This is a genomic window from Roseomonas sp. SRI_022, assembly GCF_057586215.1.
On sequence record NZ_JBYCZL010000019.1, the window covers coordinates 59288 to 75965 of the forward strand.

Here is a 16678-nt window from a genome sequence, read left to right on the forward strand (position 1 = left end):
GGGCTGGATGCAGAATCCGTCCGCCAGGGCGAACCGGCACGTTGGTGCGGATCAAGCAGGGGCTCGGCGTGGGCAGCGGCCCGGAATTCGCCACCCCCCTGGGAATAGACGCGCAGTCGGGACGTCTCACGATGACCGGTCCGATCCACCTCGGCCGGAGGAGGAGCCTGCCGCATGACCGTCCGCGTCCGCCCCCGGCACCACCAGCGATGAGGCGCGACGACCCCGTGCGCGAACTGGCCGCGCAGATCGAGCCGCATATCCCGGCGCTGCGTCGTTTCGCCTGGTCGCTGCTGCGCGACGCTGCGGAAGCCGACGACCTGGTCCAGGATTGCCTGGAGCGCGCCATTGCCCGCTGGCACCAGCACCGCCCGCAGAGCACGACCAAGGCCTGGCTCTTCACCATCCTCTACAACCGTTTCATCGACACGCGCCGCGCCACCGCGCGCCGCGGGCATGCCGAGCCGATCGAGGCCGCGACCGACCTGCCCGCCGCAGGCAGCAATGCCGCCGAGGCCGGCCTGGTCTGGCGGGACGCGCTGGCCGCCCTCGATGCCCTGCCGGAGGAGCAGCGCACCGCCCTGCTGCTCGTCGGCGTCGAGGATCTTTCCTACGAGGAGGTGGCGCGGCTGACCGGCGCGCCGATAGGCACCGTGATGTCCCGCCTGGCGCGCGGCCGCGCGCGGCTCCACCGGCTGATGGACGGCGACGCCGCCCCCGTCCCGCCACTGAGGAGGGTAAAATGATGTCCCAGCCCCCCTTCGACGAGGCCGAGCGCCAGGCCTGGGTCGACGACCGCCTGCCGCCCGGCCGCCGTGCAGAGATCGATACCTGGCTCGCTGCCCACCCCGAGGACGCCGCGCTGATGCACGCAATGGCCACCGAGCGCGACGCGCTGCGCGCGGCGCTGCGCCCGCGCTTCGCCGAGACGGTACCGCCGGCGCTGCGCGTGGCGACGCTGGTCGATGCGCGTCGCCGCGCGCGGCATCGCCTCCACGTCGGCCTCGCCGCGGCGCTGGGCTGCCTCCTCCTCGGTGGCGGCCTCGGCTGGACAGCGAACGGCCTGCGATCGGAGGCAGCGCCGGTCGCGGCGCCCGCAGCACTGCGGCCGATGGTGCGGGAGGCGCTGGCCGCCCATCACCTCTTCGCCGCCGACCTACGCCGCCCGGTCGAGATCGGCGCGGCCGAGGAGGCGCTGCTGGTCCGCTGGCTGTCCAACCGCCTCGGCCGTCCCTTGCGGCCACCGGCGCTGGCGCCGCTGGGCTACGCGCTGATCGGCGGGCGTCTGTTGCCGGGCGTGGCGGGCCAGCCTGCGGCGCAGTTGATGTACGAGAATGCCGAAGGACAGCGCCTCTCGGTCTATCTGCGGATTGACGAGGCCGGCGGCCTCGGCACCGAGTTCCGCTTCGCCGGCGATGCGCGCCAGGGCGTCTCGGCCTTCTGGTGGGTAGATCGTGGCTTCGGCCATGCCGTTGCGGCCGAAGGCCTCGACCGCGCGCAGTTGCTGCGCGTGGCGGAACTGGTCCACCGGCAATCCGTGCTGCCGGCGCAAGAAGCGCCCCACCTGTAGTGCGGTGCGGAATAACCACCGCGCGCTGACGTCCCACATCTGTGCCGCGCTCCCGCTCAACGCGGCCCCCACGCAAGGAAACCATGATGACGCATGCCAAGGCCGCCCCCGGGCGCCGCCTCCTCCTCTCCCGCGGCGCCCTGCTGCTGGCCACGGCGGCCTTGCCAAGCCTCGCAAGAGCGCAGGCGGCGACGCCGATCCGCTGCTTCGGCCCGGGCGGCCCGGCCCCAGCCATGCGCGTCGCGGCCGAGGCCTTCCGCGCCGCCGAGGGCACTCCGGTCGAGATCGTTGCCGGCCCGACGCCACAATGGGCCAGCCGCATCGCGACCGAGGCGGATCTCGTCTTCTCCGGTGCCGAATACATGATGGACGAGTTCATCGAGCGCTTCCGCGACGCGCTCGACCTCGCCACGCGCAAGACGCTTTATCTCCGCCCCTCGGCCCTGCTGGTGCGACCAGGCAATCCGCGCGGCTACACCGGGCTGCGCGACGTGCTTTCGCGGGCGCCGGCGGAGGCCCGCATCCTCGCGACCGCCGGCGCGGGCCAGGTTGCGCTCTACGAGGACATCGCCGGGCGGACCGGCGACATCGGCCTCCTGCGCGCGATGCGCGAGCGCATCGTCGCCATCGCGCCGAACACCGGCGCCGCGCAGCAGGAATGGCGCAGCAAGCCCGACGCCTATGACGTCTGGCTGGTGTGGAACCACTGGCAGCTCGCGGCACCCGAGTACGCCGCGCTCGTCGAGATCGAGGAACCCTTCCGCATCTGGCGCTCGGCCGGTTCGGTGCTGTCGCGCAGTGGCGCCGGGCGCCCGGAGGTCCGGCGCTTCGAGGCCTTCCTGCTGAGCGAACAGGGCCGCGCCGCCTTCCACCGTTTCGGCTGGAGCGGCTGAAGCGCGGCCCGGCGGGCGACCGCAAGGTAGGGAGGTTCGCAATCCGCGATGTCGCTCAACGCCCGTCTTGATCCAGGGCAGTAGCAGTCCGGCAGCATATGAATCGGGAAGCCTGCCAGGGACGCTGCGAGACGCTCCTTCTTTGCCGGACTTGCAGCGAACCTGTGTCGCCTTCACGAAGCGGAAGGGGCCGGAATGCCGGCGCTGATCTTATTTAGGGCGCTCTCCAGCAAGCTATTGGCGAGCCGTCACGCCCCGGCGGCGATGACGAAGTAGGGCGGGATCGGCGGCGGAAGCACGCCCATGGCATTCGGAGTCAGGTCCTGCCGGTCGTCGATGCGCGTGAAGCCAGCCTCGGTCAGCATGCGCCGGGTATCGGCAGCGGTGTGGAAATGGAACTCGGTTGGGCTCCAGAGGCTCTTCACCGCTGAATAGACCGTCTTGGCGACGACCTCGACACGCCCGATCACGCCTTCCGGGTCGGGCTCGGCCACCAGCAGCGTGCCGCTGCCGCGCAATCTCTGGCGAATATCACCAAGAAGACCGACCAGATCATCGGGCGGCAGGTACATCATCACGCCGAACAGCATGGCGAGGTCGAAGCCCTCCACTCCCGCCGGGATGTCCGCAACATAGTCGTAGTCTGCTCCTACGCCTGGCTCGGGATTGGCGATCACCACCACCGCATCGGCCGGCAGATCATCGATACCCGCCGCGCAGAAACCCCGCGCCGTACCGCCGACATCGAGGATACGCGCCGGGCGGGACGGCGCATTGGCGACGTAATCCGCCACGATCCGCGCGACGCAGCGCCTGTGACTGGATGGCGAGGCCCTGTTGAACGTCGCATTGCCACCGAACCCGACACGCATGCCGAACTCCCTTCCACCCCCTTCGGCCACATTTTCGCCGCTGGCGGCGCCGCGCGCGATGACCTGTCGCACAGATGCTCAGGCTCTCGACTGGGAGCAGATCGACGCAATCCATTGCGACGGCGTCGAAGCCGATGCGCGGTTGTGGGAGATCGCACAGAACCTGCACCGCGCGGAACTGACGATGGTTGAGCGGTGGGGGTTTCCCGGTGGCATGCGGCGGCGCTGCGGGCGGCGCGGCAACGCCCCCGCGCATTGGCGTCTCACCTTGCAATCATGAACACGAGCCAGACCGAAATGAAGACGACCGCAATCGCGATAGTGACAAGCCAAGCGTCTGACATCCCCGTGCGCCGCCGGCGCCTATAGCGAGCCTGTGGCACAACGCACTACGGTGTCGGTAACGGAGCCGGCGGAGGCCGCTCCACGATCATACCGCCGCCCATATAGGCGCGGTCGCGCTCGTCACGAGGCTGACTGCTGGTGCGGGGGCGAGGCCGGTTGCTATCCATCGGCGTTCGCACTTCCGGGTTGCTCCAGGGCGGTCGGCCGAGGTTGACGTCGCGCGACTCTGTGACCGCCCCGGTCATCGCGCCCACGCCGCCGCCAATAGCGGCCCCGGCCAGCGCGCCAGGCGGTCCACCGAATGCCCCGATGCCCGCACCCGTCGCCGCCCCGGCAGCAGCACCACCGGTCACCCTGTCGGTCCGATTGGTGCCGCAGGCTCCCAGCGCGACTAGAAGGGGCGCTGCAAGAATCCAGGCCTCGCGCTTCATCGCATCCTCCTCGCCCGGCCTTGGCCATGGCTAGAATCGGAACGCTTCGGGGCATGAACGCGGCGAGTTCAACGGAGTTGCCTAGCGACGCAATCGGATGGCCGGGACGATCACCAGCGGTGAGCGCAGTTGGCGGCAGGGCATCTGGTGGTACGCCGCCGCACGTGGCCAGCGGCACCGGTGGACATCACCGTCAAGTCGGACGCCGCCGGCGCGTTCCGGCGCTCTTCGGCGCAGATCGCGCAAGAGATGGGGCGGTCGCAGCGGAGGGCAAGGGCGCAGGGCATGTAGCGGTGGTGCCGGTGCGCCAACCGGCCGGCCGGTTCGCAGAACTCCAGGCAGGACAAAGGAAGCCCGCCGGGTTGATCACACCGGCGAGCGACGTTGGAGTGCCATTCACGATGCCCTGGTACGGGTGAGCCGCACGGCTGACACTGCGGCTGGAGCCCCGCCGCGTAGGATTTGGGGCGAGGCCTGCAAACGCCGCCCAGCGACGGCGCGGGGCATCCACGTGCGACAGCGGGGAAATTCGATTTCGGGACAGGCCGCCTCGTAGCCGGGCGTGCAAGCCACGAAGGTCGAGGGGGCGTTTTGGACCCTGCCCGTGGGGCTAGGTTCCCGCCGGCATATCGGCACACGGACGTTGGAACATGATCAATGCCGGCCATAGACCGCGCGATCGCGAGCACGATCGATCAGGATGGGAAGTTGGAGAGATCGTTGGAGAGGTTCCGGCCTGATCCGATCCTGCCGGCATTCCTGATCCATCGGGCGACTAATGCAGGACGAAGAAGAACGAACCAAAAACAACGAGAGACGCAGAATCGATATTGGACCCCGCATTGGACCCTGCCGGTTGGATACGCCCTAAGCTGTTGAAAACATTGGCGTCCCCTACGGATGCCATTTACTCGGCGAAGCTCGATCGATTTGGCGTCCCGTTCTGTGCCAGTCCGTCCAGAAGAGGCTTCTCTAAGCGGCCATTTGGCTGTAATTAGTATTCGCATTGCACCCCCTCAGCGTCCCGTTCTGTTCGGTTCGATCCGACTGCAGCCGGTGCGTGTGAGGGGGTCGAACCCCCTCAGTTCGAGGGGCAACCCCCTCGGCGCGGGGGCGGGAAACGGGGGCTACGGATGGCGAAAGTTCAGGGGCTGACGGACGCGCGGCTGAGGGGCTTCCTCGAGCCCGGCAAGCACCACGACGGCAAGGGCACCGGCCTGTACCTGGTGGTCCGCGAAAGCGGGTCACGCGCGTGGGCGCAACGGCTGCGTGTACCGGGCGGCAAGGTCCGTGAGATTGGGCACGGGACATATCCGGAGGTGGGCATCGGCGAGGCCAGGCGCCGTGCTGAGGCGGCGCAGGAGCAGGTCCGCACCGGCGCGGATCCGGTGGTTGCTCGTCAGGGTGCGAAGGCGGCAGCCGCAGTGGCGCAAGAGCGGACCCTGCGCGCCGCGCTGGCTGGCTACCTCGCCGCGCACTCGGGCGCCTGGAAGAACGCGAAGACGGAACCGGTGTTCCGCGCCTCCATCGAAAAGCACGCCGCTGCACTCATCGATCGTCCGGTGGCTGGCATCACCCTGGAGGATGTGCGCGACACCCTGTCCTCGATTTGGACGACGACCCCGGTATTGGCCCAGAAGGTGCGCGGCCGGCTGGAGGCAGTGTTTGAATTCGCCATCGCGGCGCGCTGGATGAGCGGGGCGAACCCCGCGGCCTGGAAGGGCGGCCTCCGCCCGCTATTGGCGAAGCCGAGCACGCTTCACACGACGCGGCACCACCCTGCCCTTCCCTGGCGGCGCGTGCCGGCCTTCCTGACCGCGCTCCGGCAGCAGCCTGGCGCTGCCGCGACATGCCTTCACCTCTGTATACTCACCGCCTGCCGCAGCGGCGAGGCGCGCGGCGCGGATTGGTCCGAGATCGATCTCGTGGCTCGCGTATGGAAGATTTCGGCAGCGCGCATGAAGGCGCGCACTGCCCACAGGATCCCGCTTGCTCCGGCTGCTATTGCGTTGCTGACCAGCCTGCTGCCCGAGGATGGGAACAAGCCGGCGCGGGGGCTCGTGTTTCCCAATCCGAAGGGCGCGCCATACAGCGACATGAGCCTGCTCGCTGTGGTCCTGCGGATGCAGGATCTAGCGACCAAGCGCGGCGGGCTGGGTTGGGTGGATGAGGACAAGACGCGGATCACGCCGCACGGCTTCCGCACCTCCTTCCGGTCGTGGTGCGGTGATCATGGTGTGCCGCGGGACCTCGCCGAGATGTCCCTGGCGCACAGGATCGGCAGCGCGGTCGAGCAGGCGTATGCGCGCACGGATCTGCTGGATCGGCGCCGGGAAGTGATTGACCGTTGGTGCGCCTTTATTGCGCCTGTTTTGGCAAAGGAACTGGCGTCGTGACGGCGGTCTCTCGCCGTACTCTGGCTCGTCTGGCTGATGTCCTGGGACCCAAGTTCAGCCCCGAACAGGTGAAGCGCGTCGCTCCGGATTTGGTTGAGCACATCGACCGCGATCCCACCGTCCTCCGCGCCGAAGCGAATAGGATCCTGGCGGGCGACAATGAAACCAACGACTACACCCCGGAGGAAGAAGCGTACGAAGCGGCGATTGTCGATGATGAGCGTGCAATAACACGTCGCTGGCTCCGCACCCATCTGCGCCTCGTAGGCGTACCCGCCTCGCTCAAGTTGCTGCTGGGCGACGACCCACGGCTCGACAATATGCTCGACGACATCCATGCGGCGATTGTTGGTGGAAACCTCTCCATTCTTCAGAACACCAAGACGCCAGAGCAGGCATTGCAGGACGTCGTCCTCGAAACCATCCGCGCAACGGCAAACGCGTTGGCGGCGCCGACCTACGCCGGAGGCCGGGTCGGGGCAGAGCTTAAGAATGCAAAGCGATCGGCGGCGGCGCAGAAGGAATATGAGCGCATCCGGGAATTCTGGAATCTGGAATCGACGCAGCGCCTCCCCACCGACAGTGCGAGATACGAGCGGGCGAGAAGGAAACACAGCTGGTCTCGCTCCAAGGTGCGGCGGGCGCTCGCGGCGAAGCAGCCGAGCTGACACAACTCCGGGTGTGCGCGATCGCGGGAACCGATAACGGCGGACCCTCCTAAAAAAGTTGGCCGCTCGCCCAGCCGACCGGCCAAAATTTCAGGCTAGATGGTTGAGCCTCGGACATCCAACGAGGCAAAGATGACATCCAGCGATCGGCGCGAAAGCGCCATTCCCGCGGCGCAAGCGAAAGACGCGCGGCAGCTCTCGCGGCCGACTAGGAAGATCTGCACGCCGATCAGTCTGACCATCGCGGACGCGATCGCGACGAGCGGAATTCCCCGCACCGCTATCTACGACCTTATCGCGAAGGGACGTCTGCGAATCTCCCGGGTCGGGCGCCGGTCCCTGATTGTCTATGCCGACCTGCATCGTGTCGTTACCGAAGGCATCGCCACACGCCAGGCAGAGGTGCAGGCGGCTGTTCGGAACGGTCGCATGGTTCGCGCCGCGCAAACTACCAACCGGAGGCGATCATCGTGACCGTCCTCGGACTGCGTGTTGGACGTCATTGAAGTGCGAGGTTCCATTCTTGCTCACAGCTGCAGCTGCTGAAGGGGCGAAGCCATGGCCGATGATCAAGCGCCTGCTGCCGAGCGGGGTGACGCCCTAAAAACCTCCGTGCCCTCCGCATCGACCGACCGCGGCGCGGCTCGCAGCCGGCAAGCGGTCGAGTTCACCGTCATTCGCACCAGGGTTCGTCAGAGCAAGGCATATGAACTGAGCGCGGGCGGCGAGTTGGTGCAACTTCCGCCCGCCCGGCTCGCGGGCGGCAAGGCGACCAGGACAAGAATTGACGCCATTGCGGATCTCGCGCCGATCCTTGCTGATCTTAGCGAAGGTGACCTCATTGTTGCCGGTCGGATCGTGAAGCCGGATGTGGGCGAGGAGGCATGGATCCGTACAAAGGCGGCCATGGTCAACGTCGCCGCCAAGGGCGAGAAGGCTGCCGCTCTCGCGCGCCATATCACCCGGACGAAGGCCGATCTGGGTTATGTTGATGGTGCACCGGCCCTCGTGGGTGGCGACCATGACGCGGGCTTTCTTGATGCGACGTTTCAGGCGCGTCTGGAGGCCGCCGGAGGGGTTATCGCCGTTGTGACGGCCGCATGCCCTGCACTGCGCTCGGTGGAGATGCTGGTCGTGCCGTCGTCGTCCTGCGGCATTCTGGATGCCGAGACGAAGGCGGTGTTGCGTGACAGCCGGTCGCTCCATGTCTGGATGATCTGCGACGATCCGGGAGACGGCAGTGTCAACGCGGTGAAGTTCTTTCGGCGCCTCCATCAGCGTTTGATTCTTGCCGGGTGGGGCTGGTTGTTCATCAGCAAGGCGGGCGACACGGAGGTGCGCTCGCTGTTCGATCTCGCCGCTTCTGGCAGAGGGGAACGCATTTGGTACAGCGGCCCTGCCGCGCTTGGCGCAGGGCTGGAGCAACAGGAAGGCGCGCGCATTCCAGTGCTGGTCAATCCCGCGCAAGGCCGCCTCAACATCGCGACGATGATGCCGCCAGCGCTCACGGAGGCGGAAGAAGTTCGGCTGAAGGAGATCGAACGCAACCTGCGGGAAAAGCTGGCCGCGGAGATCACTAAGCTAAAGGCGGCTCACCGCGAACCCGAACGGCAACGTCTGCTTGCACGCGGCGCAACGCCGGCGGAGGTAGACCGCCGCCTCGCGGGCCGGGAGCGGCGGGAGCTCGATGGCGAGGCGTTGATTTGGCTGAACCCTGACACCTCTGTGCCGGTGGCCGATGTCCTGGCCAACCCGGATAAGTTTCTTCGCAAGCACGGTGATGGCTGGCGCGTAAAGTTGCTCGATCCAATCGAGCCTGACTATCGGGGCGCAACCAAAAACGTGGCTGTGATGGATGGTGGTGATGGGCGCTGCCCGTCGATTTTCTCGCAGGCGCATGGCGGGCGGCGGTTCGAGCTCGGCTGGTCAGCGGAGGACCTTCGCCGGCGGGCGGATGATTGTGTGGCCTTGCTGACCAGGACGCTCGGCACCGAACCGACGCGGTTCGAAATAGTCGAAACAGTTGGCGGTGCGATCGGACAGATGTTCTGGCGCCTGCTGCCCAGCGCGACGCGAGCCGAGGTGGACAAGGCGCTGGCGGGATGCGGTGTCACGCGCCGGGATATCTTTGGTTGGGAAATTGGACAGCACGTCATCGAGAATTTGAAGGGTCTGACACACAGTCTTCGGATCGAGATGGCGGACGGCGGGCTCGACGCACAAGGTAGCCTGCTAAACTTGAATGCGATCATGACGCTGATTGAGGCTGAGGACGCTATCACCTCGGGGCTGGAGCGCGACGGCCTTGTTCTTGGTCTCACGGACGCGCTCGCCGCCTTCTGGGAGGCAGCGGGCTCGAATGCCGAGCGCATCCGGCTCGTCCTTGCCGAGGATCGGACGAGGTCCGAGGAAGCCCGCCGCGGGGCCATGGGCGAGCATCCTGTTTGTCAGCCGCCCATGAGTGATGATCAGGAGGCGGTCAGCGGCGTCGCGAGCACTGCACGGTACGGCGGCGATCCCGAGCCAGATGATGCGCCTCGTGTGAACTGGCTGCTCCCCGGCAACGCCCAGCGGAAGTCAAATCAGCACAACGCGGTAAACGTTCTTCGAAACGGGCTGCGGCTGGATGCCACCAAGGATGGCCCTCGGCTAACGCGCGACACCCGGACGGGCGACATCCTGCTGTCGCGGGTCAGGCGCGGGAGCGAGGCGTGGAAGGCGCTCCGGCTTGGTACTCTGAAGCCGACGTTCATCGAACCGTTGACTGATGTGCCAGTCTGGGTCTGGACAGACGATATCACGAACTCTGCCGTCGGTTGGGCGCAGGAACAGGGCGTCATGGTGTCGCAGGACGTCATGCTCGAGGCCGTGCGCTGGATGGCGAACACGACAATCGCCGATCCCGTTGTGGACTACCTCCATCGTCTGGAGGCGCGGAACATGTGGGATGGAATGCCAAGGCTGGATGGTTGGCTCGTACGGCACGGTGGCGCAGAATCCGGTCCGGTTGGTCAGAAGGCATTGTCCATGACGATGATCGGCGCCGTCGCACGCGCGCTGGTTCCGGCCGAGAGCACCGCCATGGAAGCCGCGAGGCTCGACACCGTGCTGGTATTGGCTGGGGATCAGGGCGGGCGCAAGTCCGCAGCTATCCGCATCCTCGCGCGAAGCTCCCGGTGGCACAACGAAAGCGTGACGGGGAACCTTTCGGACAAGGACAACCTCATGAACATGCACCAGGCGTGGTTCACCGACATCTCCGAGGGCGCGTCCTTGAAGCGGTCGGACGTGACCGCCATCAAGCAGTTCATCACCACGCCTCAGGATCGGATCCGCGTTCCTTATGGGCGTCTGCCTGGACTGATGGTGAGGCGAGGTATCCTGGTCTGCACCGTCAATGACGATGGCGGTGGCTTTCTTGCGGATTCTACCGGATCGAGACGCTTCGTCGTGGTCCAGGTGAAGCGGATCGACACCGACCTGCTGCTGGAGGAGAGAGACCAGCTCTGGGCCGAGGCGGTCGCGCGCTACCGCGCCGGCGAGAGGTACTGGGTTGAGCAGGATGCCCCCGACAACAGCGCCGACGGCGAACTGCGAGATGCTCTGTCCGCGTCAGCCGAAGACCGCCGTGTGAAGACTGGTCTCGAAGAAACCGTTCGGCGTTGGGTTTGCGAAGCGCCAAAGCTATCGCAGGCAGGTCGCATCGCGGCCTGGAACCGGAGGTCCGCACCTTTGATGGTCGTGCCCTCATCGAAGCTGTACGACATGGCGCTGGAGTTCGGCCTAGACCCCGCGAGGGATGCCTTTGCGGTGACGAACATCAGGCGCGCGCTGGTGGCGCTTGGATGGGACGTCGTGCGGCTGAAGTTCCGGCGTGGCGGCGCGCTGGACTTCGCCTATGACGAAAGGGTGTGGCTCTCGAGGCAGGGGCTGCAGATGCGACAGCATGCCCCGATCGCGGACGATAAGTCGGGTGCAAGGGGTCGACGCTTCCGCCGGTGGCTGACTGAACAGCGGGAGCGCGGGGGGATCTACGGCGCTCCGGCGAACGTCGCTGGACAGAAGGAAGAAGAGAGCCCCATGGACTGAGCATCGCGCTGCATGGATCGCCATTGAGGACGAAGATCCTCAATGCCGACGAGGCTGCCGCGACGGACAGCGGCCATGCGGCGCCATCACCGTTGCCGAAGGCGAGCAGCGCATCCTCTCTCCATTGAAGCAGATCGGCCGGTCGCCGCGTTCCGCGGTGCTGGTGGCGAATTCCATCCTGACATCTCGGGGAGGCTAGGCGCGTGGCGCGCGGCTTCCTGCGTCAACCTCATGGCATGCAGCCAATCGAGCAGCAGGAGCAGCGATTGCTCCGCGAGCCTTCGGCCCCGCAATGGACCTTGCACCATCCCAATCCGGCACTGACGTGCCTCAACGTGTTGCTTCAGCACACTGTGGGCCGGGTTGAGGCCGAGCCTGGCCACAGTTGAGGCCGCGTCCCTCCATCACGTATGCCAGGTTTTCTGGGGGTTTCAGCCTTATTTGAGGCTGAGGCCACGGTCGATCTGCGTTTCCCAAACCCCGCGCGTCTGTCCTCGCGGCGGGCGCGCGAGAGCGACAAGCACGGTCATACTTGCCGCCCCCCATCGTATATGCGTGAAACATACTCCCAGCCTCATGGCCTCAAATCAGCTGAACGCCAGGTATTCCTTGGGATACATTGAGGCCACCCGATCGTCGATGTCCGGCCTCAATCCGGCCTCAGCGACAGTGTGTCTGCCGCGGCGCCCGACGGTATGAGGAACCGAAAAGCGCGCGGCGCGCGCGCTCCCGCGGTTCAGGGCGGCAATTCCGACAGCCAGACAGTCTCAGCCCTTCCCGTGTGGGTCCGCACTGGACTGCCACCGCGCCTCCCCGACGTGGACGTTGGCACCCACCCCAAAGCCCCGAAAATATGCGCGTCGGCCAAGGCGCCGCTCGTTGAATGAGCCGAAATGGCCGAGATAATCCGACCTGTGGGCAGTTCGGACCATTGATGCGATCGCCGAACTGGGCAGATCGCCGTCCCATCCGTCAGAGCGCGGCGCGATCCCGTCTCGCCGGTCATGCCCGACCGTCGGTGGGTGGGTGTCGCGGACCAACCCACCTACCCACTCACCTACCTACTGTTATCGAGAACTCTGTGTTCGGCGGCTCGACTATGTGGTATTATATTACCACACACGGAAGGGTCCCGCCGGATATGCCCGCGCTCTACGATCAACGCCTGGAGACCTTTGCATCGTTGCTTGTGTCTGGCCTGTCGGCTGCTTCCGCCTGCCGGGCTTCCGGCTTCTCGAGTACGACAGCCGCGTCCAAGGCGGCACAAATGGCAAAGCGCCCAGAGGTGCAGCAGCGCATCGCGGAACTGCAGGTCACCGCGGCACGTCCTGCGCCTCGGAAGACCTGGCCGCTGGTTCCGCCGGCGCCGCCCGTGGTGCAGCCGGTCGCCCGCGCTGCTGCGGTTGCCCAGGTCGCTCCGTCGCCCTCGCGCGCTGTCGTTGCCAAGGAGCTGAGCCCGCAAGAGCGGGCACCTTCCAGCACCAGCACGTCTCGAACAGCACCCAGTGCTGTCCTCGCCATTGACCCACCGACTCCGCTTCCGAGGATCGACCTCGCTCGAGCAGGGCGCGACGGAGTGAAAGCCTGGAGCATGGCGGTGCTGCACGAGCTCATCCAGGATGCCCACAACGCGCGGGATCGGCGCGCGATTGCAACCGCCTTGTCCGAGGTGTCGAAGATCGCAGGCACCTACGCGCCAACGCGAATGGATCACGTCCACGTCTCCGCTCTCGACGGTCTGACGCGTGATGAGTTGCTCGTCCTGCTCGAGGTGGTGAGCAGCTGCCGGGTATCGACCGATGGATCCCTCGTGATCGACGGCAAGGCGACGAACGTTGAACTGGTTGCATGCGAAGGGCAGAGCGAGTTCGTCGACGACAACCAAGTCGCCGAGGACTACGAGGACAATCCGCTCGACTGAAGCCCGGCTTCCGGCCCCAGTTCGCCGCAGAAGGCAGTAGGCGTCCATACAGGACGCCACATAGATCGCCGAATTGGCGTATATCTGAGGCGTTCTTCGCAATGATGAGCGCAACCCCCTCGCTTAACCCCCTTCTATCGCGGTCATTGCGAGGACGCAGCGCCTCGAACGGCCGCGCGCGGATCCCAAGCCCCGGTTTGGAGGGAGGGAGCTGACCCCAGGGCAGGTCCGTCATCCCCCCCCCCCCCCCCGGGGTGCCCCGGGCGGGGGGCGAGTGGAGTGGCGGGGGATCGACATCTCCAAACGAACCCCGGCCAAAAATCCGCCCGCTCCCTGTTCGCGTCGGTTGAGCAAGCGCCGCCTGCGCTGGAAACCAGCAGCCGGTGACCTCCCCCCGCCCTACCCGCAGCCAATCACCCCGCGCCGTCTGCTGCGTCGTCATCCACGGGCACCGCGTCGGTCCCCCACTTGCATCCCGCCCGCGCGACCCAGGCGCGGATGACGAAGCCAGCGCCGTCGCTTTTCGTCCTGCGCGTCTTCACGACGCCGGGCGCAATCTCCTCGCGCTCGTGAAGCCCGAGCTCCCGCTGGACACGTGATCGCGGCCCGGCCGGAACGCGCGTCCGGCCGCCGATGCCGGTTCGCAGATCCCAGAACGCACCATAAAGATCGGACTTCAGGCGAGCCGGCACGCGCTCGGTCCCACGCCAGAGCCCGGTGAATGACCACACGCCGCCGCGCTCGGCCAGGGATACACCAAGCGCCTCTACCTCAGGACACGATGGCCTGGCAGCGGACGCCGATCGTGGTTTCGGCATCCGCATCCGGGTTCGTGGCGGGGGCACTTCGCGCGGCTGCAGGGTCATCTCATCCGTGGTCTGGATCCACACCTCAGTCCTCCACGGACGGATCCGCCCACGCTTATCCCTCGGTGGATTGTTCGCCTCCGTCACCGCGCTCCACGCCTCGATCCGCGTCGTGAAGTCACGCGCCACACGCCAGCCCGAGATGCCACCCTTGGACGATGACTCAGGGCGCGTTGCCACGACACGCCATACGACTTTCCCGCTGACGACTGCTGGCTCCACCTGACAAGAGCGCCAAAGATCCAGGCACCGAACGTGTGCCGGGACGACTTTCGACTTGGCCATGGAAAGCCTCCTTTGCCCGAGAGGGCCGCATCCCCGAACTGGGAGCCACCGGACGGAGGGCCGGTTGGCGGCGCGGACAGGCTGCCCGAGCTCTCTTGATGCTGGTATGGCCACTATGGGGTTGATCGAATGCCGTCAAGGGAAGCAAGCAATGGCAACTGCGGCCGCGCCGACTCTGGCGTACCGGCTCTATCGCGCGGCCTAGACCAGCCACTGCCCGACGCAAGCTGCCGGATCTCGTTCAATGACGAGCTCGGTGCCTCTAGCCCCCCCCCCGCTGGCATCACCCTGGGGGCAGGTGGAGGGTTGGTGGCCAGCGCCCCCAATCGACCACCTTCGTGAATGCTGAGCAGCCATGCGGCCGTCGGCGCTTGCGTACCGTACCGTTCCGAGCAGACAAAGCCGCGCAGTCGCCGCCCTAAGCCATATCCCCCGCCCCCCCCCCGCGACAACGCAGCTGAGCATCGGGGTCGGGTTTCTCGGTTTGAATCCCTAACGCGCAGCGATGGGAACCGGGAACGGTAATTCTCTGGACCCCGACCGAAGCCGAGGATTGGCCACCGGTTCTGTCCGACTGCCGCGCACACTGCCACGGTCGTGCACCGGGGCGCGACACGCGCGCTGATTGGGCAACTTCTGCCCGCCGATGGTCCTTCTCCTCAAAGCCGTAGTGAGCAAGGTTCGGCGACTTCACTCCCAAGCGCGCCATTGCAATACTGCGCCGAACCTGTCTCGGATCAGGATTCGACGTAGTGCCGGCTCCCGTCCAACTTCTTTCCCGTCGCATCGCTCCACTGGCCGCAGCCGCTCTCGTCGCCGGGTGCGGCAGTGCGCAGCAGGCAACGACCCTCACGGCTCAGCAATCGCGCCTCGACCGCAATCGCAGGTTCTTGGTTACGGTGCCGCCGGATGGCCGATACGGAGAGACCACCTACGCTGGCTCCGGCGATTCCACCGCACGCGCCCTCCAACCGGCATTGATGGAACATGCAGCACGCGTGGACTTGGGCGGTGCCGCCGTCTCTCAGGATGCTGCTTTCGCGGCAGCGCGCGCCGCTCAGGCCGACTACCTAGTCTTCCCGCTCATTACCCATTGGGAAGACCGCGCCACTGAGTGGTCCGGCCTGCCCGACCGGATTGAAGTGATCGTCTCGGTTCTCGAAATGCCTAATGGCCAGCTTTTGACCCGAAGCGCCATCACTGGGCGGAGTTCCTGGTGGACGCTCGGCGGAGACAAGCCCCAAGATCTTCTGGCCACGCCGACAGGGGTCTTCGCTGCGTCCTTGTTCTGACTCAGTGCTTGAACTCGATAGCACCTGAGGAGGCGACGCATGAGCGGTAGCATCGGGCAGATCGAACAGGCGGCGGGCTAGCGAATATGGTCGCGGAAATCCTGCATCGGCTTCGGCAATTCGGTGATCATCACAGCGTTGGCGCTTCCACTACGAAGCCTGAACTCATCCCGACTCTGGCTGGGATCTATGGGTGGTTCTTCGACGAGGCGCCGCCTGAAGTTCCTACAGACGCGTATGCGCCATTCAAAGTTTGGTCACCTGCTCTACATCGGGATCGCGCCATCAGCTGCGCGGCGCCCGGCTCAGAACGGGGAGAAGCGCCATCTCCGCGCACGCATGAGGGACCATCTCAGGAATGCAGAGAGGTCAACACTTCGTCGAACATTGGGTTGCTTGCTCGGCATTCACCTAAGGCGAGTCGGCAGCGGCAAACGGATGACGTTCGGTCATCGGGGTGAGCAGCGTCCGGATGAGTGGATGCGTGCCCGCGCAACGGTGGCGCCGATCCCAATATCGGATCCATGGAAGGCTGAGGCTGAGTTGCTATCCCAACTCCGACTACCCCTCAACCTTGCGGCTAACATGCACCCCTTCTGCTCGTTGCTGAAACAGGTTCGCAGGGCAGCCATGGGACGCGCAAAGCTGCTGCCCGTGCTGATTGAACTTGAAGGAGGCAGACGCGCCATGCGGCGTAGCGGCTCGTGAACACATCGCTCTGTGCGTCCCTTTGTCTCGCTGCATCGACAGCCTTCCGGGCGCGTGGAGCCCCACAGCAGCGCTCTCACTCCGACCACTCCTGCCGGCTTGAGCGTGCATGAGTGGCCAGCGGCCATGGACAACAGAGACACGACGCTCGCCCGGAAACAACCATCCGCGCCGCCCCGTGGCTGTGAGATCGACGTCAGAGAACCTCAAAGAAATGGCTTGCGCTGATCGTTGCGTTCGGCGTGGCGCACAACGACTACGAGCCTTTCGGTCATCGTTCATCAGGTCTGCCTTGAAAGCCCCAGAGAACCTGCCACTCAGCGCGTGGGTCGGTGCGACGGA

14 protein-coding genes and 1 riboswitch are annotated in these 16678 nt (G+C 66.1%); of the genes, 11 read left to right on the plus strand and 3 right to left on the minus strand.

What is annotated here, in order from left to right; all coding sequences use genetic code 11:
• The first annotated feature begins 209 nt into the window (after nt 1–209).
• The 3 genes from AC2YHJ_RS18510 (at nt 210) to AC2YHJ_RS18520 (ending at nt 2463) form a co-directional block, all read left to right on the plus strand.
• On the plus strand, nt 210–746 hold the full coding sequence (locus AC2YHJ_RS18510; protein ID WP_487397571.1) for an RNA polymerase sigma factor: 537 nt from the start codon (nt 210–212) through the stop codon (nt 744–746).
• Nucleotides 743–1570 (plus strand): anti-sigma factor family protein, encoded by an 828-nt coding sequence (locus AC2YHJ_RS18515; protein ID WP_487397572.1) that lies wholly within the window; start codon nt 743–745, stop codon nt 1568–1570. Before AC2YHJ_RS18510 ends, AC2YHJ_RS18515 begins: the two co-directional genes overlap by 4 nt.
• An 86-nt stretch (nt 1571–1656) precedes the next feature.
• Nucleotides 1657–2463 (plus strand): substrate-binding domain-containing protein, encoded by an 807-nt coding sequence (locus AC2YHJ_RS18520; RefSeq protein ID WP_487397573.1) that lies wholly within the window; start codon nt 1657–1659, stop codon nt 2461–2463.
• Nucleotides 2464–2711: 248 nt separating this feature from the next.
• Here the strand turns inward: AC2YHJ_RS18520 and AC2YHJ_RS18525 are convergent, their stop codons facing one another.
• Nucleotides 2712–3335, minus strand: a complete 624-nt coding sequence (locus tag AC2YHJ_RS18525) for a hypothetical protein (protein ID WP_487397574.1) — start codon at nt 3333–3335, stop codon at nt 2712–2714.
• Between AC2YHJ_RS18525 and AC2YHJ_RS18530 the strand changes: the two genes are divergently transcribed.
• Entirely contained in the window at nt 3334–3615 is a 282-nt protein-coding gene (locus AC2YHJ_RS18530) for a ParB N-terminal domain-containing protein (RefSeq protein WP_487397575.1), read from the plus strand. The genes AC2YHJ_RS18525 and AC2YHJ_RS18530 overlap by 2 nt on opposite strands.
• 109 nt (nt 3616–3724) lie before the next feature.
• Here the strand turns inward: AC2YHJ_RS18530 and AC2YHJ_RS18535 are convergent, their stop codons facing one another.
• The gene (locus tag AC2YHJ_RS18535) at nt 3725–4111 is read right to left on the minus strand and encodes a YMGG-like glycine zipper-containing protein (RefSeq protein WP_487397576.1); all 387 of its coding nucleotides are present in this window, start codon (nt 4109–4111) and stop codon (nt 3725–3727) included.
• Nucleotides 4112–5244: 1133 nt separating this feature from the next.
• Here AC2YHJ_RS18535 and AC2YHJ_RS18540 point away from each other — a divergent pair.
• From AC2YHJ_RS18540 to AC2YHJ_RS18560, 5 genes are all read left to right on the plus strand, one after another.
• Complete coding sequence (locus tag AC2YHJ_RS18540; RefSeq protein ID WP_487397577.1) at nt 5245–6507, plus strand: tyrosine-type recombinase/integrase; 1263 nt, start codon at nt 5245–5247, stop codon at nt 6505–6507.
• A complete protein-coding gene (locus AC2YHJ_RS18545) occupies nt 6504–7175 on the plus strand; it encodes a hypothetical protein (RefSeq protein WP_487397578.1) in 672 nt (223 codons plus the stop codon). Before AC2YHJ_RS18540 ends, AC2YHJ_RS18545 begins: the two co-directional genes overlap by 4 nt.
• 132 nt (nt 7176–7307) lie before the next feature.
• Nucleotides 7308–7649 (plus strand): MerR family transcriptional regulator, encoded by a 342-nt coding sequence (locus tag AC2YHJ_RS18550; RefSeq protein WP_487397579.1) that lies wholly within the window; start codon nt 7308–7310, stop codon nt 7647–7649.
• 84 nt (nt 7650–7733) lie between these two features.
• Entirely contained in the window at nt 7734–11264 is a 3531-nt protein-coding gene (locus AC2YHJ_RS18555; protein ID WP_487397580.1) for a VapE domain-containing protein, read from the plus strand.
• A 1141-nt stretch (nt 11265–12405) separates the two neighbouring features.
• Nucleotides 12406–13185 (plus strand): hypothetical protein, encoded by a 780-nt coding sequence (locus tag AC2YHJ_RS18560; protein ID WP_487397581.1) that lies wholly within the window; start codon nt 12406–12408, stop codon nt 13183–13185.
• Between the two features lie 413 nt (nt 13186–13598).
• On the opposite strand, the gene AC2YHJ_RS18565 is transcribed toward AC2YHJ_RS18560, so the two are convergent.
• Nucleotides 13599–13877, minus strand: a complete 279-nt coding sequence (locus AC2YHJ_RS18565; protein WP_487397582.1) for a hypothetical protein — start codon at nt 13875–13877, stop codon at nt 13599–13601.
• 457 nt (nt 13878–14334) lie between these two features.
• Nucleotides 14335–14443, minus strand: a riboswitch (SAM-I-IV-variant riboswitch).
• A 645-nt stretch (nt 14444–15088) separates the two neighbouring features.
• On the opposite strand from AC2YHJ_RS18565, the gene AC2YHJ_RS18570 reads away from it, so the two are divergent.
• Both AC2YHJ_RS18570 and AC2YHJ_RS18575 read left to right on the plus strand, forming a co-directional pair.
• Entirely contained in the window at nt 15089–15628 is a 540-nt protein-coding gene (locus AC2YHJ_RS18570) for a DUF4823 domain-containing protein (RefSeq protein WP_487397583.1), read from the plus strand.
• Nucleotides 15629–15865: 237 nt separating this feature from the next.
• Nucleotides 15866–16336, plus strand: coding sequence for a GIY-YIG nuclease family protein (locus AC2YHJ_RS18575; protein ID WP_487397609.1), 471 nt, complete (start codon nt 15866–15868; stop codon nt 16334–16336).
• Nucleotides 16337–16678: the final 342 nt, after the last annotated feature.